General features: G+C 59.8%; 17 protein-coding genes and 1 pseudogene. 9 read left to right on the top strand and 9 right to left on the bottom strand.

Going from position 1 to position 22,657, the window contains the following annotated elements; all coding sequences use genetic code 11:
- Nucleotides 1-301: 301 nt before the first annotated feature.
- The 4 genes from J3D54_RS04145 to J3D54_RS04130 all read right to left on the bottom strand — a co-directional run bounded on the left by J3D54_RS04145 (nucleotide 302) and on the right by J3D54_RS04130 (nucleotide 4,798).
- Nucleotides 302-1,927 carry an ABC transporter substrate-binding protein gene (locus J3D54_RS04145; RefSeq protein WP_253416806.1) on the bottom strand — a complete coding sequence of 542 codons (1,626 nt, stop codon included), beginning with the start codon at nucleotides 1,925-1,927 and terminating at the stop codon, nucleotides 302-304.
- A gap of 258 nt (nucleotides 1,928-2,185) precedes the next feature.
- Nucleotides 2,186-3,796 carry an ABC transporter substrate-binding protein gene (locus J3D54_RS04140; protein ID WP_253416805.1) on the bottom strand — a complete coding sequence of 537 codons (1,611 nt, stop codon included), beginning with the start codon at nucleotides 3,794-3,796 and terminating at the stop codon, nucleotides 2,186-2,188.
- A 281-nt stretch (nucleotides 3,797-4,077) separates the two neighbouring features.
- Nucleotides 4,078-4,311 (bottom strand): hypothetical protein, encoded by a 234-nt coding sequence (locus tag J3D54_RS04135; protein ID WP_253416804.1) that lies wholly within the window; start codon nucleotides 4,309-4,311, stop codon nucleotides 4,078-4,080.
- A gap of 4 nt (nucleotides 4,312-4,315) precedes the next feature.
- Nucleotides 4,316-4,798 (bottom strand): hypothetical protein, encoded by a 483-nt coding sequence (locus J3D54_RS04130; RefSeq protein WP_253416803.1) that lies wholly within the window; start codon nucleotides 4,796-4,798, stop codon nucleotides 4,316-4,318.
- 366 nt (nucleotides 4,799-5,164) lie between these two features.
- Between J3D54_RS04130 and J3D54_RS04125 the strand changes: the two genes are divergently transcribed.
- Nucleotides 5,165-5,533: a DUF6124 family protein gene (locus tag J3D54_RS04125; RefSeq protein ID WP_253416802.1), complete on the top strand. Its 369-nt coding sequence runs from the start codon at nucleotides 5,165-5,167 to the stop codon at nucleotides 5,531-5,533.
- Between the two features lie 208 nt (nucleotides 5,534-5,741).
- Here J3D54_RS04125 and J3D54_RS04120 read toward each other — a convergent pair whose 3' ends face one another.
- Nucleotides 5,742-6,458 carry an SIMPL domain-containing protein gene (locus J3D54_RS04120; protein WP_253416801.1) on the bottom strand — a complete coding sequence of 239 codons (717 nt, stop codon included), beginning with the start codon at nucleotides 6,456-6,458 and terminating at the stop codon, nucleotides 5,742-5,744.
- 365 nt (nucleotides 6,459-6,823) lie between these two features.
- Between J3D54_RS04120 and J3D54_RS04115 the strand changes: the two genes are divergently transcribed.
- From J3D54_RS04115 to J3D54_RS04100, 4 genes are all read left to right on the top strand, one after another.
- Nucleotides 6,824-8,086 (top strand): ATP-binding protein, encoded by a 1,263-nt coding sequence (locus tag J3D54_RS04115; RefSeq protein ID WP_253416800.1) that lies wholly within the window; start codon nucleotides 6,824-6,826, stop codon nucleotides 8,084-8,086.
- Entirely contained in the window at nucleotides 8,079-8,639 is a 561-nt protein-coding gene (locus J3D54_RS04110) for a response regulator transcription factor (protein ID WP_007939714.1), read from the top strand. The genes J3D54_RS04115 and J3D54_RS04110 overlap by 8 nt, the downstream gene beginning before the upstream one ends.
- Nucleotides 8,640-8,735: 96 nt before the next feature.
- Nucleotides 8,736-10,463, top strand: coding sequence for an ABC transporter ATP-binding protein/permease (locus J3D54_RS04105; RefSeq protein WP_253416799.1), 1,728 nt, complete (start codon nucleotides 8,736-8,738; stop codon nucleotides 10,461-10,463).
- A 165-nt stretch (nucleotides 10,464-10,628) separates the two neighbouring features.
- Nucleotides 10,629-11,378: a FadR/GntR family transcriptional regulator gene (locus J3D54_RS04100; RefSeq protein ID WP_253416798.1), complete on the top strand. Its 750-nt coding sequence runs from the start codon at nucleotides 10,629-10,631 to the stop codon at nucleotides 11,376-11,378.
- Between the two features lie 126 nt (nucleotides 11,379-11,504).
- Here the strand turns inward: J3D54_RS04100 and J3D54_RS04095 are convergent.
- A pseudogene (locus J3D54_RS04095) lies at nucleotides 11,505-11,966 on the bottom strand (hypothetical protein); the annotation flags it as partial.
- Nucleotides 11,967-12,081: 115 nt separating this feature from the next.
- Here J3D54_RS04095 and kdgD point away from each other — a divergent pair.
- From kdgD to garD, 4 genes are all read left to right on the top strand, one after another.
- Complete coding sequence (kdgD, locus tag J3D54_RS04090; protein WP_007939720.1) at nucleotides 12,082-12,993, top strand: 5-dehydro-4-deoxyglucarate dehydratase; 912 nt, start codon at nucleotides 12,082-12,084, stop codon at nucleotides 12,991-12,993.
- 59 nt (nucleotides 12,994-13,052) lie between these two features.
- The gene (locus J3D54_RS04085; protein ID WP_253416797.1) at nucleotides 13,053-14,498 is read left to right on the top strand and encodes an aldehyde dehydrogenase family protein; all 1,446 of its coding nucleotides are present in this window, start codon (nucleotides 13,053-13,055) and stop codon (nucleotides 14,496-14,498) included.
- 100 nt (nucleotides 14,499-14,598) lie between these two features.
- Complete coding sequence (locus J3D54_RS04080; RefSeq protein ID WP_018929531.1) at nucleotides 14,599-15,966, top strand: MFS transporter; 1,368 nt, start codon at nucleotides 14,599-14,601, stop codon at nucleotides 15,964-15,966.
- An 11-nt stretch (nucleotides 15,967-15,977) separates the two neighbouring features.
- Nucleotides 15,978-17,531 carry a galactarate dehydratase gene (gene garD, locus J3D54_RS04075; protein ID WP_253416796.1) on the top strand — a complete coding sequence of 518 codons (1,554 nt, stop codon included), beginning with the start codon at nucleotides 15,978-15,980 and terminating at the stop codon, nucleotides 17,529-17,531.
- A gap of 222 nt (nucleotides 17,532-17,753) precedes the next feature.
- On the opposite strand, the gene mksF is transcribed toward garD, so the two are convergent.
- From mksF to mksB, 3 genes are read right to left on the bottom strand one after another with little or no spacing between them, the layout of a single operon-like run.
- Nucleotides 17,754-20,594 (bottom strand): Mks condensin complex protein MksF, encoded by a 2,841-nt coding sequence (gene mksF / locus J3D54_RS04070; RefSeq protein WP_253416795.1) that lies wholly within the window; start codon nucleotides 20,592-20,594, stop codon nucleotides 17,754-17,756.
- Nucleotides 20,591-21,292, bottom strand: a complete 702-nt coding sequence (gene mksE, locus J3D54_RS04065) for an Mks condensin complex protein MksE (RefSeq protein WP_205890934.1) — start codon at nucleotides 21,290-21,292, stop codon at nucleotides 20,591-20,593. The genes mksF and mksE overlap by 4 nt, the downstream gene beginning before the upstream one ends.
- Entirely contained in the window at nucleotides 21,282-22,559 is a 1,278-nt protein-coding gene (gene mksB, locus J3D54_RS04060; protein WP_253416794.1) for an Mks condensin complex protein MksB, read from the bottom strand. The genes mksE and mksB overlap by 11 nt, the downstream gene beginning before the upstream one ends.
- Between the last annotated feature and the right edge of the window lie 98 nt (nucleotides 22,560-22,657).

Here is a 22,657-nt window from a genome sequence, read left to right as displayed (position 1 = left end):
ACGCTCCCTCTTTTTGTCGTGTTATTCAATGCGCCGCGATTCCGTCCGGGGACGTTGTGGCGGCATTGAGCTCAAACCAATACGGGCAGCAAACCGATAGCCCACACAGTCACTGGTCAGAACCCGACGGTAGGTGCCGTGGGTCTGGCAGTAAATGCGCTGAGTCCTAAAGACTCGTAGGAAAAGGCAACGCGTCCTAACCCGTGGCTGCGTCAGACAGCGGATTTGGATGTAGGCAGATTCCTAGCTTCTCGGCAGAAAAAGGCAGCGGTGACGCTGAATACGTCGCCGCTGCCTTTTCTTATTTGCTGACGCTGACGCCGTAGAAGGAGTTCAAGCCAAATGGGCTGATCTTGAAGTCCTGCACGTTGGCGCGCATGGGTTGGAACACCGTCGAGTGAGCGATAGGTGTCATTGGAACAGCATCTTTGAGGACGTGTTGCGCCTGTTTGTACAGTTCGGTGCGCTTGGCCTGATCGGTGGTGCGTTTGGCTTCCTTGACGAGGCCGTCGAATTTCTTGTCGCACCATTTGGAGAAGTTGTTGCCACTCAGCGAGTCGCAGCCGAACAGCACGTTGAGCCAGTTGTCCGGGTCACCATTGTCGCCGCTCCAGCCGATGAGCATCGCCTGGTTCTCGCCGCCTTTGGAGCGCTTGATGTACTCGCCCCATTCGTAGCTGGTGATCTTCACGTTCAGGCCGATCTTCTTCCAGTCGGACTGCAGCATTTCAGCCATCAGTTTGGCGTTCGGGTTATACGGACGCTGTACCGGCATCGCCCACAGAACGATTTCGGTGCCTTCCTTGACGCCGGCTTCCTTGAGCAGCTGCTTGGCCTTCTCAGGATCGTACTTGGCATCCTTGATGGTGGTGTCGTAGGACCATTGGGTCGGCGGCATGGCATTGACGGCCAGTTGGCCTGCGCCCTGATAAACCGAGTCGATGATCTGCGGCTTGTTGACGGCCATGTCCAGCGCCTGACGAACGCGCAGGTCGGCCAGCGGGTTCGGCTCGTTGCTGCCCTTGACCTTGTCCATCACGTTGTAGGCGATGTAACCCAGGTTGAAACCGGCCTGGTCAGGCAGCTTCAGATCCTTGTCTTCTTTCAGCGCTTTCAGGTCGGCTGGACGCGGGAACAGGGTGATCTGGCACTCGTTCTTCTTCAGCTTCTGGATACGTACCGACGGGTCGGTGGTGATGGCGAAGATCAGGTTGTCGATCTTCACGTCGTCAGGCTTCCAGTAGTCCTTGTTCCCGGTGTAACGGATGTTGGAATCTTTCTGGTAGCTCTTGAATACGAATGGGCCGGTGCCGATCGGTTTCTGGTTGATGTCGGCAGCCTTGCCTTCCTTGAGCAGCTGGGCAGCGTACTCGGCGGACTGGATCGAGGCGAAGCTCATGGCCATGTTCTGGATGAACGCGGCGTCTACATCTTTGAGGGTGAACTTGACGGTGTGGTCGTCGATTTTATCGATCTTGGTGATGTTGGTGTCCATCCCCATGTCGGTGAAGTACGGAAATTCGGTCGGGTACGCCTTACGGAACGGGTCATCCTTGTTAATCATGCGATTGAAGGTGAACAGCACGTCATCGGCGTTGAACTCACGCGTCGGCTTGAAATACGGGGTGGTGTGGAACTTGACGCCTTCACGCAGGTGGAAGGTGTAAGTCAGGCCGTCATCGGAGATGTCCCACTTGGTCGCCAGGCCAGGAATCACGGCGGTGCCGCCGCGCTCGAACTGGGTCAGGCGGTTGAACATGGTTTCTGCAGAGGCGTCGAAGTCGGTTCCGGTGGTGTACTGACCTGGGTCGAAACCGGCCGGGCTTCCTTCGGAGCAGAACACCAGGTTAGACGCAGCGAAGGCGAAAGGTGCGCTGGCTAACAGGCTTGCGCCGACTAAAAACGGAATGACCGCGTGTTTAAGCATGGTGGCCTCATGATTTGTTGTCATTTTTGGAATTAGAGGACGACCTCGTGAGTCGACCTGCGGATACTTATGCAGGGGCCGTACCCAATGCAAGATCCTGAATGGCCACAAGTCCTAAAGAGTGGCACGAACGTACCTTAATGTCGCATATGTGTAAAAGCTGACGCATTTGACCGTTTGCGCAGGTTTTTTACGGTGCAAAACGTGCACCGAGAAGGAGCAGCCGGGGCGTGTGATGCACCCGGTTGGAGCCTGGTGTTACTTATTTATACCCACGCCATAGAACGGTGTGAGGCCGAACGGGCTGATCTTGAAGTCGCTGACTTCCTTGCGCAGTGGCTGAAACACCGTCGAGTTGGCAATCGGTGTGATAGGTACTTGTTGTTTAAGGATTTGCTGTGCCTGTTGGTACAGTTTGACCCGCTGTTGTTTGTCCGTGGACACCTTGGCTTGCTGCACCAGTTTGTCGTAGGCCGGGTCACACCATTTGGCGTAGTTGCTACCTTTCACCGCAGCGCAGCTGTAGAGCACGCCGAGCCAGTTGTCCGGGTCACCGTTGTCTCCGGTCCAGCCGTAGATCATCGCGTCATGCTCGCCATTCTTGGCGCGCTTGATGTACTCGCCCCATTCATAGCTGACGATGTTGGCCTTGATCCCGACTTTCTCCCAATCCTGCTGGATCATCTGTGCCGACATTCGCGCATTGGGGTTGGAGGCGCGCTGCACGGTCATGGCCCACAAATTGATGGTGGTACCGGGGGCAACCCCTGCTTCTTTCAGTAGCACGCGGGCTTTGGTCGGGTCGTGGGGCGCGTCCTTGATGGTTGGGTCGTACGACCATTGGGCCGGTGGCAAGGCGTTTTGCGCCAGTTGCCCGGCACTCTGGTAGACGGCCTTGATGATCGCCGGCTTGTCGATGGCCATGTCCAGCGCCTGGCGCACCTTGAGCTGATCCAGCGGCGGGTGGGTCACGTTGTAGGCGAGGAAGCCGAGGTTGAAACCGGCTTGCTTGAGCACCCTCAGATTCGGGTCTTGCTCCATCACTTCGATGTCTGCCGGGCGCGGGTAGCCGCTGACCTGGCACTCGCCGGCCTTGAGCTTCTGCAAGCGCACCGCGGCGTCCGGGGTGATCGAGAAAATCAGGTTATCGAGTTTCACGTCCTCGGGTTTCCAGTAGGCCTTGTTGGCGGCGTAGCGGATCTGCGAGTCCTTTTGATAGCGCTTGAATACGAACGGGCCGGTGCCGACGGGTTTCTGGTTGATATCCGCGGCTTTTCCTTCTTTTAACAACTGCGCGCCGTACTCGGCGGACTGCACCGAGGCGAAGCTCATGGCCAGGTTTTGGATGAAGGCGGCGTCGATGTTGTTCAGGCTGAAGCGCACGGTGTGGTCGTCGATTTTGTCGACGCTTTTGATCGTGGTGTTCAGGCCCATGTCGGTGAAGTACGGCGACTCGGCGGGGTAGGCTTTGCGGAAGGCGTTGTCCGGGTCGAGCAGGCGCTGGAAGGTGAACAACACGTCGTCGGCGTTGAAGTCGCGGGTCGGGGTGAAGTAGTCGGTGGTGTGGAATTTCACGCCGTCGCGCAGGTGGAAGGTGTAGGTGAGGCCGTCCGTGGATACCTCCCATTTTGTTGCCAGACCGGGTTCGACTTCGGTGCCGCCGCGTTTGAATTGGGTGAGGCGGTTGAAGACGGTTTCGGCCGAGGCGTCGAAGTCGGTGCCGCTGGTGTATTGGCTGGGGTCGAAGCCGGCGGGGCTGGCTTCGGAGCAGTAGACCAGGGTGGTGGCGGCTTGGGCGGCTTGTGCGAGTGGTGCGGTTGTGGCGAGGGCGAGAGCAAGCAGAAGTGGTTTGACGGTGGTTCTTTCCATGGAGTCCCCGGGATTTGAGCAGCGATATTTTCCTGAGAGTAGCGTTGTTGGCGGGGAGGGCGGAAATATCGTTTTTTGAGGGGGACCCCTCTATCCGGGCATAGTCTGCCGGTCTTTGCGTTGATGGCGGACTGTAGGAGCTGCCGAAGGCTGTGATCTTTTGATCTTGAAAATCAACGTCAAAAGATCGCAGCCTTCGGCAGCTCCTACGCAAAGCGGTGTCAGGCGGGTGTTGTGGGTGAAGTGAATTCCGTTTCACGTTGCTTGAATGAGCGCATGGCTCACGCCGCATACCGGGTCCGACTAAAAAACAGCGCAGCCCCGAGGGCGATAGCATTGGTTGAAACGATGCCCAGATCGAAGCCGGCGATGAAAGGCGGCAGCATAAAAATACTCGAAAACCCCAGAGCGACCAGGGCAATGCCCAACCACTTTCTGAGGCCATAGGATTTCAGATAGAAGAACAACAGCAGGAACACTGCATAAGCCACGGCGTACAGGCCATATTCGTTCATGGTCTCACCCGCCTTGAGTCTTGATGATCATGGACGATCCTGAGTGCTGAGGGCCTATGCCGCCGCTGACCTGTGCATCCAGGCTGACGATGACATCGCCGGCGTGATAAGTCGGCAATGTGCTCAGCGTGAACTCGCGGACTGCCCATCCCACCGGGATGGCCGCAGCGGGCATGAATTTACCTGCCGCCGCGCCGAAAACACCACTGGTGAGGTTGGCGATACTTGTTCGTTGGGCATTGAGTAAATCCCCCTGTTGCCGGGTCAGGGGTTTGGAGATCCCGACCATCATTTGGCAAGGCAAATCCTTGGCGAGCATTTTGTCGTAGAGCTCCACCACCAGATTGCTCACTTCATAGTGGGCGGCTTTCGCTTCACCAAAATGCAGTGTTCTGAGGCTACCCCGTTCACTGGCTGACAGGGTGAAGCGCGATACGTTGAAGACAATTCCATGGTTGCCGGAAAACTGATCCCTTTCAAACTTCAATGCTCGCATCCTTAACGAGTCTGGAAAGGCAGGGAGTTTCTCTTAGCTCCTGGGCTTTCGCAAATGCAAAATCAAAAGCAGCTGAAGCGGCCTGTTTACTCGCGTGTACACCGCCCTGCTGTGTGCGGGCTGGCTCGCGAAGGCTACCTGACAACCGGCCAATCTGTTAATGGATGTTTAAGAAATTAGTCTTGGCCATAGAACTTTCCCACGCATCTTTCAGGTTGTCCGTCGGAAGCGGGCTCTTTAGTCTTTGGCTGTCGCTGCGAAACCAGCGAGCAGGTGTGGAAACCTGAAATGAGTAGGGCGAAAGCCCTCACGACCATAATGGCAAGTGATGGCTCCAATCGAGATTAGGAGCTGTAGATGGACAACGATGATTCCGATTCGAACTTCAACAAAACCAACCCAAACGCCGAAGCTTCGCGCGCCGAAGAATTACTCAACGACCGCGAAGCCATAAAGCGCGCCCTCGACTACTACCTCGATCCCCCGGCGCAATACACCGAAAAGCCCCGTCGTCCCAGTACGATGTTCATGGTCGCCCCGGGTGCCGACACCGAAAGCCTGCTGGCCCACGCCTACGAATCGTTGGCCTCAGCGAGTGTCCTGGCCAGCGATTTCGCCAACAATCTGATCGGCCCGCAGCGCCATACGGCGTTGGCGATCCAACAGGTCATCATGCTGGCAGAGCTGGCGGTGAACCGGGCGTTGGATAACGTCGATCCGGCGTAGACCGCGTTATCGTTCATCGCGAGCAGGCTCGCTCCCACAGGGATTGAGGGTGTACATGGACTTTGTGTACGACACAGATCAAATGTGGGAGCGAGCCTGCTCGCGATGGCGGCAGATTGTTCGCCAAAAAAGCTGACTGGCCTACGACGGGCAATAAAAAAAACGGCGATCACTTCGGTGATCGCCGTTTTTTGTACAGATTATCGAATCACTGCATCAACACTTCAATCGCCCCATCCGCCGTCATGCTGACCTGGCTGGTGCCGGCTTCAACTTCTGGCGTCACTGGCGCGGAGTCCATGCCGGCGGCTTTCATCATCATCGGCCCGCGCAGGTACGGTTGTGGGTAACCGTTGCTGTTGAGGTTCAGGTTGACGATTTTGTAACTCTTGCCGCCCAGTGCGTCGGTTGCCAGTTGGGCGCGGGCCTTGAAGGCGGTCACGGCTTCTTTGAGCAGGGCGTCTTCGCTGGCTTTGCGGGTTGGCGTGGCGATGGCGAAGTCCATGCCGCCCATTTTCAGGTCGGTGAGCAGTTCGCCGGTGAGTTTGGACAGGGCGGCGAAGTCCGAGCTTTCCAGGCGCAGTTCGGCGCGTTCACGCCAGCCGGTGATTTTCTGGCCTTTGGTGTCGTAGATCGGGTAGCTGTTGCGGCTGCCCTGACGCAGGGTGATGTCCTTGACCTGCTTGGCCTGGGCCAGCGCCTTGTTCATGGTGGTGCTGACGTCGGCGGCGAGTTTGGCCGGGTCGGTGTTCTGTTCTTCGGTGTAGAGGGTCACGATCATCAGGTCGCGGGCCACTTCCTGACTGACTTCGGCGCGCAGGGAGATCTGGTTGTAATGCAACTCGTCGACGGCCAGAGCCGGGAGGCTGGCGGCGATGCCAACGCTTAAGGCAAGAAGGGCGGCGCTGCGGCGCAATGTGTGCATGAAAAGCTCCTTGGACGATGCGCAGGGGTTAGGGTCCGAACCTGCGTGAAACCATCAGACTCTAGCTTCAACGATGCGGTTCGCCCAGTTACAACTTCTATACAGATGGAATGCTGCTGACCTGTGGCGAGGGAGCTTGCCCCCGTTCGGCTGCGCAGCAGTCGCAGATCGGCTGACGCGGTTTGTCTGATAAAACACGGTGGCAGGTTTTGGGACTGCTTCGCAGTCCAACGGGGGGAAGCCCCCTCGCCACAGGGTAATTCGTCACAAAAGAGCCTGTGGTCGTTTGCCGCACTTTCGCCTCTCAGGCCCGCGGCTTGGTTATACTCCGTGCGATCCGCCTGGAGCGCTCATCAGGAGAGCTCATGCTCGCCCCCGTACAACTGACTTCCGCCACTCGCCAGAACCTCTGGCGGCTGACTTTCATCCGGATTCTGGTGCTCGCCGCCCAGGCCGGCTCCGTAGGCCTGGCCTACTGGCTCCAACTGCTGCCGTTGCCGTGGGTGCCACTGGCGATGACCCTGGGCTGTTCGACGCTGTTGTGTGTGTTCACCGCCGTGCGCCTGCGCACTTCGTGGCCGGTCACCGAGCTTGAATACGCCCTGCAACTGGCCTGCGACCTGTTTATCCACAGCGCCTTGTTATATTTCTCGGGTGGTTCGACCAACCCGTTCGTCTCTTATTACCTGGTGCCGCTGACCATCGCGGCGGTGACGCTGCCGTGGCGCTATTCGGTGATTCTGTCGGGTATTGCCCTGGCACTGTATACGTTGCTGCTGGCGCGGTTCTATCCGCTGGAAACCTTCCCCATCGCCCGGGAAAACCTGCAGATCTACGGCATGTGGTTGAGTTTTGCCTTGGCCGCCGCCGTCATCACCTTCTTTGCTGCACGCATGGCGGAAGAGCTGCGTCGTCAGGAAGAGTTGCGTGCGATCCGCCGCGAAGAGGGCCTGCGCGATCAGCAATTGCTGGCCGTCGCGACTCAGGCTGCCGGTGCCGCCCATGAACTGGGCACGCCGCTGGCGACCATGAGCGTGTTGCTCAAAGAGATGCAGCAGGATCACCCCGACCCGATGTTGCAGGATGATTTGAAGGTTCTGCAGGATCAGGTCAAGTTGTGCAAGGAAACCTTGCAGCAACTGGTGCGCGCCGCCGAGGCCAATCGTCGTATGGCGGTGGATATGCAAGATGTCACTGACTGGCTCGACGAAGCGCTCAACCGCTGGCACCTGATGCGTCCTGAGGCCAGTTATCGCTTCCAGCGTCTGGGCCAGGGCACGGTGCCGCGCATGGCGCCACCACCGGATTTGACCCAGGCGCTGTTGAACCTGCTGAACAACGCCGCCGATGCCTGCCCGGAAAACCTTCAGGTGACCCTGGACTGGACCGTCGAAGACTTGACCATCAGCATTCGCGACCATGGCGCCGGTGTGCCACTGGCCATCGCCGAGCAGATCGGCAAACCGTTTTTTACCACCAAGGGCAAAGGTTTCGGCCTGGGCCTGTTTTTGAGCAAGGCCAGCGTGACACGCGCCGGCGGCTCAGTGAAACTCTATAGTCATGAGGAAGGCGGCACGCTCACCGAGCTGCGCCTGCCCCGTGTCGCCCGAGGAGACGAACATGAGTGACGAGATCCAAGTCGAAGGCGAAGAACTGCCGCATTTGCTGCTGGTAGACGACGATGCAACCTTCACCCGCGTGATGGCCCGTGCCATGGCCCGCCGTGGTTTTCGCGTCAGCACCGCAGGTTCCGCCGAAGAGGGCCTGACCATCGCTCAGGCCGATATCCCTGATTACGCCGCGCTGGACCTGAAAATGGACGGCGATTCGGGCCTGGTGTTGCTGCCCAAGCTGCTCGAACTCGACCCGGACATGCGCGTGGTGATCCTCACCGGTTACTCGAGCATTGCCACCGCCGTCGAGGCAATCAAGCGCGGCGCCTGCAATTACCTGTGCAAACCGGCGGACGCCGATGACGTGCTGGCCGCGTTGCTTTCCGAGCACGCCGACCTCGACAGCCTGGTGCCGGAAAACCCGATGTCCGTGGACCGCCTCCAGTGGGAGCACATCCAGCGCGTCCTGACCGAGCACGAAGGCAACATCTCCGCCACCGCCCGCGCCCTGGGCATGCACCGCCGCACGCTGCAGCGCAAACTGCAGAAGCGCCCGGTCCGTCGCTGAACGAGGGCTGAACGGTTATCGCCAGCCCTCGCGAACACACGAGCCGATCATCTATGATCGGTTCGTGTGTGTTCTTTTCTTTATTGAGCCTTTTCCATGAATCAGAACGCTGAATATTCCGCGGTCAACGATGCTGTGCGCGGGCAGTTTTTTCGCAAAGTGTGGGCGATGACCACGCCTTACTGGCGCAGCGAAGAGAAGGGCAAGGCCTGGACGTTGCTGATCGCCGTGATTGCGCTGTCGCTGTTCAGCGTGGCGATTTCGGTGTGGATCAACAGTTGGTACAAAGACTTCTATAACGCCCTGCAAAAGAAGGACGAAGCAGCGTTCTGGCAGCTGATTCTGTATTTCTGCGGCATCGCCGCCGTGGCGATTCTTGGCGCGGTTTACCGGCTTTATCTGACCCAGATGCTGACCATTCGCTGGCGAGCCTGGCTCACCGAAAAGCACTTCGCCCGCTGGCTAGGCAGCAAGAATTACTATCAGCTGGAGCAGGGCGGTTACACCGATAACCCGGACCAGCGGATTTCCGAAGACCTCAATAAGTTCACCACCAACACCTTGGGCCTGGGCCTTGGGCTGATACGGAACATCGTCAGCCTGGTGTCGTTTTCGATCATTTTGTGGGGCGTGTCGGGCAGCATCGAAGTGTTGGGCTTCACGATCCCTGGCTACATGTTCTGGTGCGCACTGGTTTACGCCGCCGTCGGCAGCTGGCTGACGCATGTGATCGGTCGTCGCTTGATCGGCCTCAACAACAACCAGCAACGTTTCGAAGCCGACTTGCGTTTCTCCATGGTGCGGGTTCGCGAGAATGCCGAGAGCATTGCGCTGTACAACGGCGAACCCAACGAGAACCGTCGTTTGAGCAGTCGCTTCGGCCTGGTCTGGCACAACTTCTGGGACATCATGAAAGTGTCCAAGCGCCTGACCTTCTTCACCTCCGGCTATGCCCAGATTGCAATCATCTTTCCATTCATGGTCGCTGCGCCGCGTTACTTCGCCGGCAAGATCGAGCTCGGTGAGCTGATGCAAATCAACTCCGCGTTCGGCAATGTGCAGGAGAACTTCAGCTGGTTCATCAGCGCGTACCAGGACCTCGCCGAGTGGCGCGCCACCTGTGATCGTCTGCTGAGTTTCCGTCAGGCCATGACCGACAACGAAGAGCGCGCGCCGGCTATCGACGTGCAGAATCAGGGCTCGGCGCTACGGGTGCATAACCTTGGCCTCGACCTGGCGGATGGTCGTCACCTGCTGACCAACGCCGACATGACCGTGGAGGAGGGCGAGCGCGTCATGCTCAGCGGTCGTTCCGGCAGCGGCAAGTCGACCTTGCTGCGAGCGATGGGGCACCTTTGGCCAGCCGGCCACGGCAGCATTCGCCTGCCGACGGCGCGTTATCTGTTCCTGCCGCAAAAGCCCTATCTGCCGATTGGCAGCCTGCGTGAGGCGTTGAGTTATCCACAACCGGGCGACACCTACCCGCACGAGCGCTATGTTCACGTGCTGGAAACCAGCCGCTTGCCGCACCTGGTTTCGCGTCTGGATGAAGCCAATCACTGGCAGCGCATGCTTTCGCCGGGTGAGCAGCAACGTCTGGCCTTCGCCCGTGCGCTGCTGTATGCGCCGCAATGGCTGTACATGGACGAAGCCACTTCGGCGATGGACGAAGAAGATGAAGCGTCGCTGTATCAGGCGTTGATCGATGAGTTGCCGGGCTTGAGCATTGTCAGCGTCGGCCATCGCAGCAGCCTGAAACGTTTCCATCCACGGCATGTGCGCATCGAGAATGGCCATCTGGTGGACCAGGCCGTCACCGCCTGAACCTGTGGGAGCGTGGCTTGCCCGCGATGGCCTTGACGCGTTTTTTGACCAACCGCGTTATCGTTCATCGCGGGCAAGCCACGCTCCCACAGGTCAACGGTGATCGTACAACCCGCATGCGCTATGATGCGGGTTCAGCCGCTTTTTTCGAGACAGACGTTCACCATGGAAAACCCGATCGACGTACCTCGCCTCCCTCGCAAGCGCCGCAGCCTCGCACAGGAACTGGTTACGGTGCTGTCCGAGCAGATCCGCGACGGTCAGCTCAAGCGTGGCGACAAGTTGCCCACCGAGTCGGCGATCATGGATGCCCATGGCGTCAGCCGTACCGTGGTGCGCGAAGCGATCTCCCGTTTGCAGGCCGCAGGGCAAGTGGAAACCCGTCATGGTATCGGCACCTTCGTGCTCGACACCCCGAGCCCGAGCGGCTTTCGTATCGACCCGGCGACCGTGGTGACCTTGCGCGACGTATTGGCGATTCTGGAACTGCGCATCAGCCTGGAAGTGGAATCCGCGGGCCTTGCCGCACAACGTCGCAGCCCTGAGCAGTTGGCGTTGATGCGAGCGGCGCTGGACGCGTTGAATGAAAGTGTCTCCCACGCCAGCGACGCGGTGGCTTCGGACTTCCAGTTCCACCTTCAAATCGCCCTGGCCACCGGCAACCGCTACTTCACTGACATCATGACTCACCTAGGCACCAGCATCATTCCGCGCACACGCCTCAACTCTGCGCGCCTGGCCCACGACGATCAGCAGCACTACATGAATCGCCTGAGCCGTGAACACGAAGAGATTTACGACGCGATCGCGCGACAGGATTCCGATGCGGCGCGGGCGGCTATGCGGTTGCATCTGACCAATAGCCGTGAGCGGCTGCGCCAGGCGCATGAAGAGGCGCAGGCGCAGAGGGGCTGAGCGTCGCCAGAAAGGACGCCATCGCGGGCAAGCCCGGCTCCCACAGGTTTTATGTCGATTACAACAGTGTGAACACACACAACCTGTGGGAGCCGGGCTTGCCCGCGATGGGGCAGTAGCCTTCAATTAATCTTTCAGATTGTCTTCAAAATGCCAGATAAGCGCTCCACCCCACCAATCATCCACGGTGGCGGTATCGTTCAAGTTGTTGACGTCCTTGCGCCGCAGCACCTTGCCACCCTCGCCACCCTCGCCACCCTCGCCACCCTCGCCACTGATCGTCATTGCCATTGCGCACATTGAGGCCGAACTTACTGTCTTCGTCGTGCATGAAACGGCCATCGCGTAGGCCAGATCCAACCACTTTTCATTTCCACTCTTCCGACAACGTATGTCCGAGGGCCTCATAAACCTCGTGAGGCTGTTGACCGTCCTCGATCACCTGATTGACCGCAGCGATTTCCTTTTGCATCACCCCAAGAATCAGCTTCGCCTCGGCGTTTGAGGGGGCAGTACTGCCAGGGAGTTGAAGGCGTTGTTGAAGCGCTGGATTCGATCTGCGGGGGTAGCGCCTTCGTTCAAATTTCGAGGGCAGCGATGAAATGCAGTTGACGGTTGTATTTTAAGTTGTACGATGACCTACAACTTCGGCGAAGGCTGAACGGTTTTCTCACACAACGTTGCTACCCAGGGTGTTCGAATAATGAATCCACAAGAACTGAAGTCCATCCTCTCTTCCGGCTTGCTGTCGTTCCCGGTCACCGACTTCAATGCTCAGGGCGACTTCCATCGCGCGGGCTACATCAAGCGTCTCGAATGGCTGGCCCCATACGGCGCCTCGGCATTGTTCGCCGCGGGCGGCACCGGTGAGTTCTTCTCTCTGGCGGCCAGCGAATATTCGGAAATCATCAAGACAGCGGTCGACACCTGCGCCAGCAGCGTGCCAATCCTCGCCGGCGTCGGCGGTTCGACCCGCCAGGCTATCGAGTACGCTCAGGAAGCCGAGCGCCTGGGCGCCAAAGGCCTGTTGCTGCTGCCGCACTACCTGACGGAAGCCAGCCAGGACGGCGTTGCCGCCCACGTTGAAGCCGTGTGCAAATCGGTAAAAATCGGCGTGGTGGTCTACAACCGCAATGTCTGCCGCCTGACCGCGCCGCTGCTGGAACGTCTGGCCGAACGCTGCCCGAACTTGATTGGCTACAAGGATGGCCTGGGCGATATCGAGTTGATGGTGTCGATCCGTCGTCGCCTCGGCGATCGTTTCAGCTATCTGGGCGGCTTGCCGACCGCTGAAGTCTACGCCGCGGCCTACAAGGCTTTGGGCGTACCGGTTTACTCCTCGGCGGTGTTCAACTTCATCCCGAAAACCGCGATGGATTTCTACCACGCCATTGCTCGCGAAGATCACGCCACCGTCGGCAAGATCATTGATGACTTCTTCCTGCCGTACCTGGACATCCGCAACCGCAAGGCCGGTTACGCGGTAAGCATCGTCAAGGCCGGGGCAAAAATTGCCGGCTATGACGCAGGCCCGGTGCGTGCACCGCTGACCGATCTGACGGGCGAAGAGTACGAAATGCTCGCCGCGCTGATCGACAAGCAGGGCGCGCAGTAACACTCGATAAAACCAGGGCCGCTGAGCGATCAGCGGCTTTTTGCGTGAGGAGATTTGTTGTGGCAGATGCAAAGCGTTTTGATAACTACATCAATGGTGAATGGGTGACGGGCAGTGATTACTGCGCCAACATCAACCCGTCCGAACTGAGCGATACCCTCGGCGACTATGCCAAGGCTGACCTGGCGCAGGTCCATGCCGCCATCGACGCCGCTCGCGCCGCGTTCCCGGCCTGGTCCACTTCCGGCATTCAGGCACGTCACGATTCCCTGGATAAAGTCGGCACTGAAATCCTCGCCCGTCGCGAAGAGCTCGGCACGTTGCTGGCCCGAGAAGAGGGCAAGACCCTGCCCGAAGCCATCGGCGAAGTGACCCGCGCCGGCAACATCTTCAAGTTCTTCGCCGGTGAATGTCTGCGCCTGTCCGGTGACTACGTGCCGTCGGTGCGTCCGGGAGTCAATGTCGAAGTCACTCGCGAAGCGCTGGGCGTGGTCGGTCTGATCACTCCATGGAACTTCCCGATCGCGATCCCAGCATGGAAAATCGCTCCGGCGCTGGCCTATGGCAACTGCGTGGTTCTGAAGCCTGCCGATCTGGTGCCGGGTTGTGCATGGGCGCTGGCAGAAATAATCTCCCGCGCGGGTTTCCCGGCCGGGGTGTTCAACCTGGTGATGGGCAGCGGTCGCGTGGTTGGCGATGCGCTGGTGCAGAGCCCGAAAGTCGACGGCATCAGCTTCACTGGCTCCGTGGGCGTGGGCCGGCAGATCGCTGTCAGCTGTGTATCGCGTCAGGCCAAGGTGCAGCTGGAAATGGGCGGCAAGAACCCGCAGATCATTCTCGATGACGCCGACCTCAAGCAAGCGGTCGAACTGTCGGTACAGAGCGCGTTCTACTCCACCGGTCAGCGTTGTACCGCGTCGAGCCGTCTCATCGTCACCGCCGGGATTCACGACAAATTCGTCGAAGCCATGGCCGAGCGCATGAAGTCGATCAAGGTCGGCCACGCCTTAAGGTCCGACACCGATATCGGCCCGGTAGTGTCGCAAGCGCAGCTTGAACAGGACTTGAAGTACATCGACATCGGCCAGTCCGAAGGGGCTCGTCTGGTCAGCGGCGGTGGTCTGGTGACGTGCGACACCGAGGGCTATTACCTCGCCCCGACGCTGTTTGCCGACAGCACAGCTGCGATGCGCATCAGCCGTGAAGAGATCTTCGGCCCGGTGGCCAACATCGTTCGCGTAGCGGATTACGAGGCAGCGCTGGCCATGGCCAATGACACCGAGTTCGGCCTGTCGGCGGGCATCGCCACCACGTCGCTGAAGTACGCCAACCACTTCAAGCGCCACTCCCAGGCCGGGATGGTGATGGTCAACCTGCCGACCGCCGGTGTGGATTACCACGTTCCGTTCGGTGGGCGTAAAGGTTCATCCTATGGCTCACGTGAGCAAGGTCGCTATGCGCAAGAGTTTTACACGGTCGTAAAAACGGCCTACGTCGGTTCCTGATACACCGCAATACCTGTAGGCGCCGGCTCCCACAAAAGCCGGCGCCTACAAAAAAATCGTTATTACCCGCATAAAAATAATCAGTGGGAGTACATCTACAATGCAATCGACCAAGCCGACTCACGTCCGCTATTTGATCCTGCTCATGCTGTTTCTGGTGACCACGATCAACTACGCCGACCGGGCGACCATTGCAATCGCCGGTTCCAGCCTGCAAAAAGACCTCGGCATCGACGCGGTCACCCTCGGTTACATCTTCTCCGCATTCGGTTGGGCCTACGTGGCCGGGCAAATTCCCGGTGGCTGGCTGCTGGACCGGTTCGGTTCGAAAAAAGTCTATGCCCTGAGCATCTTCACCTGGTCGCTGTTCACCGTGTTGCAAGGCTATGTCGGTGAGTTCGGGCTTTCCACCGCCGTTGTCGCGCTGTTCATGCTGCGCTTTCTGGTAGGCCTGGCCGAAGCGCCATCCTTCCCCGGTAACGCACGCATTGTGGCAGCGTGGTTTCCGACCGCTGAACGCGGCACTGCCTCGGCGATCTTCAACTCGGCGCAATACTTCGCCACCGTATTGTTCGCTCCGCTGATGGGCTGGATTGTTTACTCCTTCGGCTGGCAGCACGTGTTCATCGTCATGGGCGTGATCGGCATCATCTTCTCGGGGATCTGGCTCAAGGTTATCCACAGCCCGCGCCAACACCCGATGATCAATGACGCCGAGTTCAAGCACATCGCCGACAACGGCGGCATGGTCGACATGGACCAGGACAAGGGCAAAGGTAAAAAGGTCGACGGCCCGAAGTGGGACTACATCCGCCAGCTGCTGACCAACCGCATGATGCTCGGCGTGTACCTGGGCCAGTACTGCATCAACGGCATCACCTACTTCTTCCTGACCTGGTTCCCGGTGTACCTGGTGCAGGAGCGCGGCATGACCATTCTCAAGGCCGGTTTCATTGCCTCGTTGCCGGCGATCTGCGGGTTTATCGGTGGGGTGCTCGGCGGGGTCATTTCTGACTATCTGCTGCGCAAGGGCCACTCGCTGACCTTCGCTCGCAAAGCGCCGATCATCGCCGGTCTGCTGGTTTCCAGCAGCATCGTGGCTTGCAACTATGTCGATATTGAATGGATGGTAGTCGGCTTCATGGCCCTGGCCTTCTTCGGCAAAGGCGTGGGCGCATTGGGCTGGGCGGTGGTGTCCGATACCTCGCCGAAACAGATCGCCGGTTTGAGTGGTGGCCTGTTCAACATGTTCGGCAACATCGCGTCGATCACCACGCCGATTGTCATTGGTTACATCATCAGCTCCACCGGCTCGTTCAAGTGGGCGCTGGTGTTCGTCGGTTGCAACGCGCTGGTCGCGGTATTCAGCTACCTGGTGATCGTTGGCCCGATCAAACGTGTGGTACTCAAAGAGCCGCCGGTCAGCGGTCCTGAAACGAACAATAAGTTATCGGAAGCGCATTCCTGAGGAGCGGCGTCATGCAGTTGATTGAACATTCCGACTCGCCGCGCTACATCCGCCTGCACGAGCGGGACAATGTGGTGATCGTGGTCAACGATCAGGGCGTGCCGGCCGGCACCGAGTTCCCCGATGGCCTGGTCACCGTGGATTTCGTGCCGCAGAGCCACAAGGTCACCCTCGAGGACATTCCCGAGGGCGGTCAGGTGATTCGTTACGGCCAGACGATCGGCTACGCGTTGCAGCCGATCCCGCGCGGCAGCTGGGTCAAGGAAGATCAACTGCGCATGCCCACCGCGCCACCGCTGGACAGCTTGCCGCTGTCCACCGAAGTGCCGGCCGCGCAGGCACCGTTGGAAGGCTTCACCTTCGAGGGGTATCGCAACGTCGACGGCACCGTGGGTACGCGCAACATTCTCGGCATCACCACCACCGTGCAGTGCGTCACTGGCGTGCTGGATCACGCAGTAAAACGCATCAAGGACGAGTTACTGCCCAAGTACCCGAACGTCGATGACGTGGTGGCGCTGACCCACAGTTACGGCTGTGGCGTGGCGATCACCGCCACCGACGCGTACATCCCGATCCGCACTGTGCGTAATCTGGCACGTAACCCAAACCTGGGGGGCGAGGCACTGGTGATCAGCCTGGGCTGCGAGAAATTGCAGGCCGGGCAGGTGATGCACGAGAACGACAGCTCGGTGGATTTGAGCGAGCCGTGGTTGTACCGCTTGCAGGATTCGAGTCACGGTTTTACCGAGATGATCGAGCAGATCATGGCGCTGGCCGAAACCCGTTTGAAGAAGCTCGATCAACGCCGCCGGGAAACTGTGCCGGCGTCCGAGCTGATCCTCGGCATGCAGTGCGGCGGCAGCGATGCGTTCTCCGGAATCACCGCCAACCCGGCGCTGGGCTATGCCTCGGACCTGTTGCTGCGGGCCGGTGCGACGGTGATGTTTTCCGAAGTCACCGAAGTGCGCGATGCGATTTACCTGCTGACGTCCCGCGCCGAAACCCAGGAAGTCGCCGAGGAACTGGTGCGCGAAATGGACTGGTACGACCGTTACCTGGCCAAGGGCGAAGCGGATCGCAGCGCCAACACCACGCCGGGGAACAAGAAGGGCGGGTTGTCGAACATTGTCGAGAAGTCCTTGGGCTCGATCGTCAAATCCGGCAGCAGCGCGATCAACGGCGTGCTTGGCCCTGGCGAGCGGTTCAAGCGCAAAGGGCTGATTTTCTGTGCGACCCCGGCCAGTGATTTTGTTTGCGGGACGTTGCAGTTGGCGGCGGGGATGAACCTGCATGTGTTTACCACCGGGCGTGGTACGCCTTATGGGTTGGCGATGGCGCCAGTGGTGAAGGTGTCGACTCGCACAGAACTGGCGCAGCGCTGGCCGGACCTGATCGACATCGATGCCGGGCGGATTGCCACCGGGCGGGCGTCGATCGAAGACCTCGGCTGGGAGTTGTTCCATTACTACCTGGACGTGGCCAGCGGCAAGAAACAGACGTGGGCGGAGCAGCACAAGCTGCATAACGACATCACCTTGTTCAACCCGGCACCGATCACGTAAGACCGCGTTATCGTTCATCGGGGGCAAGCCCCACAGGGGATCTTCGTTGTTGCCCAAATGGTGCGAACACCGAAGATCACTGTGGGAGCGGCGGTGCGACGATTCGACTTGCCCGCGAAGGGGCGATGGAACTCACCGAAGGTTTCAAGAATGTACCCATAAATAAAAAGGCCGCGATCCAGGTTGGATCGCGGCCTTTTTATTGGCATCGACTAACGCGAATCAGACCGCATCCAGCTCCGGCTCGTCCGCTTGCACGTTGACGGTTGCCCGCACTTCATCGTGGCGACGGATGTACTTCCAGTCCGCTTCGTCGATGTAGATGCCGTTCGGGCCGCTGCCGCCTTCCAGGTCGATGGCGACACTGGCGCAGACTTGCGGCTTCACACTCGCCAGGATCGGCACGAAGCCCAGTTGCAGGCTGGTTTCCAACAGCGCTGCCTGGTTCTTCTCGTCGATGTCCGCTGCCTCGTCGAGGTAGTACGGCAGGCGCACGCGACCGGCCTGGTCGCGGTCCATCAAGTGCAGCAACAAGTACATGTTGGTCAGCGCCTTGATGGTCATGGTGGTGCCGTTGGAGGCCGCGCCGTCGATGTCGGTGTGGATCACCGGTTGGCCATTGACCTTGGTGATCTCGAACGCCAGCTCGAACAGATCCTTGAGACCGAGCTGGTTGTGGTTGGCTGCCACCAGCCGCGCCAGGTATTCCTTGGCTTCTTCGTTCTTGTTGTCCTGCTCGGCGCTTTGGCTCAGGTCGAAGACGGAGAGGGTTTCGCCTTCTTCGTACTGACCGGCGCTGTGGATGATCTGGTCAATGTGCTTGAGCGCTTCCTTGTTCGGTGCGAGCACGATACGGAAGCTCTGCAGGTTGGAGACCTGACGTTTGTTGATCTCGCGGTTGAACAGCGCCAGTTGATGCTCGAGGCTGTCGTAGTCGCTACGGATGTTGCGCAGGGTCCGAGCGATATCGGTGACTGCCGCGCGGCGCGCCTTGCCGAGGGTCAGGGCTTCATCGGTGCGGTGTGCGTACGCGTTGATCAGCAGTTGCAGGCGACGTTCCATATCGTCTTCGCTGTCGAACTTGGCCACGCCCTTCAGGCGAACCTGCGCGTAGAGCGCGTCGATCTGCCCGTCGGCGCGCAGCAGGCCTTGCCAGCTGTCCTGATAGTCATTTAGCAATGGCAGCAGGTTGTCCATGGAATCGTCGACCGGGTCCATGAACGGCGTGCCGAACGGCAGGTCGGCCGGCAACAGCTGACGGCGGCGCAGGGCGTCGTCGAGGGTGCGTTGTTTGGCTTCCATGTCGCCGATCTGCCGGCCGACCAGTTGCAGCTTGGCCGACAGTTGCTGGACGCGTTCGGTGAAGGCATCGCTGGAGCGTTTCAACTCGTCTTGAGCGGCTTCCATCTGCGCCAATTGCTCAAGCTTGTCGCCTTCTTCGGCGCTCAGGGTTTGCGCGCGACGGAAATCTTCCAGGGCTTTCTGCGCATCCAGCACTTGCTGATACAGGGCTTCGGTCTGGGTCTTGCTGGCCGCGCGGTCGGCCGCCACGGCTTGTTGGGTTTTCAGTTGCTTGAGTTCTTTGTCCAGACGCTCTTTCTGATCGCGTAGCGCGGCGCGGTCGGCCAAGGCTTGCAGGGCTGGGGGCTCGATGTGCGAGATGTCGATGGACAGGCCCGGCACTTCGAAACGCTCACCTTTGAAGCCATCCAGGATCAGTTCCATGGATTTGACCCACTGACCTTCCTCGTCCAGCGTAATGCCGTGTTCGCCCAGCGGCAGGCTGAACAGCGCGCTGTTGAACAGCCGCATCAGGCGTTCGACGTCCTGCTGCGAGAACTCTTCGCGCAGACGAGCGTAGCTGTTGTTGTCGGCGTGATCGAGTTGTTGCTTCACCGATTTGAGGCGTTTTTCCAGATCCCGCAGACGCTCTTCCAGGTCTTCGGCCGAGAACTGCCGCGACTGGGCCAGCGCACCGGCCAGTTCGTCATGCGCATCCTTGGCCGCGAGCAGTTGTTGCTCAAGGACTTTGACGTCATCGACCAGGGCGAAGCGATGCTTGAGCACCGACAACTCGCCGAGCCAGCGCTGGATGCCGGTGATTTCCCGCTCCAGGCGCATCAGCTCCTGAGTGCCGCCGCGTTGATCGTTTTGCAGGGCGTCCTGCTCGTTGCGGTAATGCTCGGCCTGAATCGTCAGTTCTTCCTTGCGCGCGCTGGCGTAATCCGACCAAGTGCCGAGCAGGGAGTCGAGCAGGGGCGACAGGCGATGCAGTTTGCCACGCAGGATATCGCGCTGTTTCACGCCGTTGGCCAAGGCTTCAACCAAGGGACCGGCCGCGACCAGCGAGTTGTAGTCCTGCTCCATGCGGCGTACATCGCGGAACGCTTCTTCGCACGCGGCGATGTAATCGACACTGCCGGAGCGCAGGCTGTGTTCGAAGGCATCGAGGAACAACTGCTTGAGCTTGGCTGCAGTGATTTCGCGCATGTGCAGCAAATTGATGAACAGGGCACGGAAGGTCTTCAGGCTCTGCTCGCTGGTGGAGCGCAGCGGGATCAGCGTCAGGTCGAGCGGAATCGAGGTGTGGCCGCCCACCAGCAAACGACGCAGTTCATCCGGCTTGAGTTCGTAGGCTTTCAGGCCTTCGCGCTCAAGATTGGTGAACAGCTCTTTCTGCCGCAGGCAGGTGTCGTCTTTCTGGTAATGGGCCAGGTCGAGTTTGCCGGCGTAGGCAAAGAACTGATGGCCGAAACCGCCGCCCGGGCCGCGACCGACCACGCCGATCACATGTGGGCCGTGGGGCAGGGAGACTTCGACCAGGATGTAACTGGTGTCCGAGGCGAAGTAGAACCGCCGCGACTGCTCCAGGCTGTACTTGCCGAAACTCATGTCCGACATGCGCGCCAGAATCGGGAACTGCAAGGCGTTGATCGAGGCGGACTTACCAAGGTTGTTCGCGCCGTAGACCGACAGCGGTTCTTCCAGCGGGAACAGGCCGAGGCTGTAGCCGGCGGTGTTCAAAAGGGCAAAGCGGCGAATGCCGTAGCGTTCCTTGCTCATGCGTCGGTCTCCTGTTCTTCGGCAATGGCGCGGGCCAGGGCGTCTTCTTCGCTTTCACCTTCGAATTCACTGAGGTCCAGCGGGTCGTCGGTCTGCAGCAGTTTTTCGTCGCTGTCTTCGTCGATCAGCACCGGCGCCGGCAACGGCAGCACGCTGTGCAGGCTGGCGGCCAGGTCACGGTCTTGCTGGACCGACAGGCACACGTCGAGGAAACGGTGCATCGGCGGCAGGAAACGGTAGACACCGTTTTCTTCGCCGGCGAAACCGAGTTGGGTCATGCGGCGCATGATCTTTTCTTCGAGTTCTTCGACGGTCTGCACTTCGGCCTGGATGAACAGGTCGCGGTACTTCTCCAGCAACGATGGCAATTCATCGCGACCGAGGCTGCCACCGTCGAGCACGGCGATCGGGTCGCGGCCCTGGTCGGCCAGGTGTTCGACGAGGATGAAGGTGAACAGCGCCAGACGCTGGGCAGTCTTGTTCACGGCGGCGGCGGCCAGGTCTGGGACGAAGTAATAGAAACCACGGGTGTCGCACACCAGTTCAAAACCCAGCGCCTTGAACAGGGTGCGGTACTGGTCCTGGAAGTTCGACAGTTGGGCGTACAGCTCGGGGTCGCGGCGGCTGACGTGGTAGCCCTTGAACAGCTCGCGAAAGATCGGCGCCAGCTGAGACAGTTCGGATAGATCAAGATGCATGAGGAGTGCTCGCGGAATTCTCGGGCGCGTCATCGCGGGCCGAGAGCAGGGCGAAGGAGCGCAGGCTGACCTGGTGCTCATGAGTGTGGTAATCGCGGCGTTCCAGACGCTCGCGCTTGAAGCGTTTTTCCCGCGACAGGCGCGAGAACCAATAGAGCAATTCGTCGGTGGCGCCGTCCGGCTCCTGCTCCAGCAGCCAGCTCATCAGGTCTGGCATCGGCAGGGCGTCTTCGCAGCGTTCGAGCATTTCCCGAACCGTGCGTGGCGCACGCGGGGCTTCGCCTTTCTGGGTCTTGTGGGCCTTGGGGAAACGCGCCGGTTTCGGCTCGAAACGGGCCAGGGCGTAGACATAGGCTTCGACCTGGCTGGCACTGCCGAGGAAGGTGCTTTGCGGGCGGGTGAACAGCGGCATCGCGGCTTGCGGCACCGCATCGATACCTTTACGACGAATGGCCGACAGCGCCAGGGCTGCGCCACGGGTCACGGCGTTGTGCCGGCGGGCTTCTTCGCGCAGCGGCAGCAGCAGTTCGCGGGCGTGACGCAAGGTCAGCTGGGCGCTGGTCTGCATTTCGAGGATGCGCGCGTGGGTGCGCAGCAGCATGTCGTCATCGACCAGATGGCCGAGGCGCTGCTGTTCGGTGAGCATGCGCAACAGCACGTTCTCGACCTTGCGCACGCCTTGTTCGAAGGCGCCGTCGGCATTCACCAGCTGGATCATCGGTTCGACGTATTCGTCCCAGGTCGCCAGCACTTCAGCATAACGCTGACGCAGCGGAATCTGCCGGTCGCTGGTCTTGGCCCGTTCGGCGACGGCCACCAGGGCCTGTTCGTCGTTGGCGAGTTTCTTCAGCACGTCCCGCACACGCATGTCGAGCAGGCGCAACTGGCGCGCCAGATCGTTGCCGTCGCGAATGTCGAAGGCGTCCTGGATGTAACCGGCCAGGCGCTCGAGGTGGCGCAGATAGGCTTCGATTTCCAGGCACAGGCCCAGACGGTGCTCACGGCGCAGGTAAGCGAGGAAATCGTGAATCTGCGCGTTGAGCTCGAAACGGTTCGGGCTTTTCGCCACGGGAACCAGAATGTCGAGGCGGATCCACACGTCCAGCAGGCTGGTGATGTCCTGCGGTGTGCTGTCCAGTTGCTGGGCGGCCAACTGTGAACGCAGTTCGTTGAGGCTCAGGGTGCCTTGGTCGAAGTGCTCGCACAGTGGCTCCAGAAGTGCCCAGTGTTCAGCGAGGGCGCGCAAGACGCGCTTGGGTTCGATCATCGGAATGGCCGGCTGGTTGGCGATTAAAAGCCGCGATTGTACTTCATCACAGCCGTGTCGATTCACTCTGGGGATGGGCTGTCGGTTTTCTATCGATC

This window comes from Pseudomonas sp. GGS8, from assembly GCF_024168645.1.
Taxonomy (GTDB): domain Bacteria; phylum Pseudomonadota; class Gammaproteobacteria; order Pseudomonadales; family Pseudomonadaceae; genus Aquipseudomonas.
The sequence above is the reverse complement of the archived record's forward strand: the minus strand, read 5'-3'. Positions and strand labels throughout refer to the sequence as shown.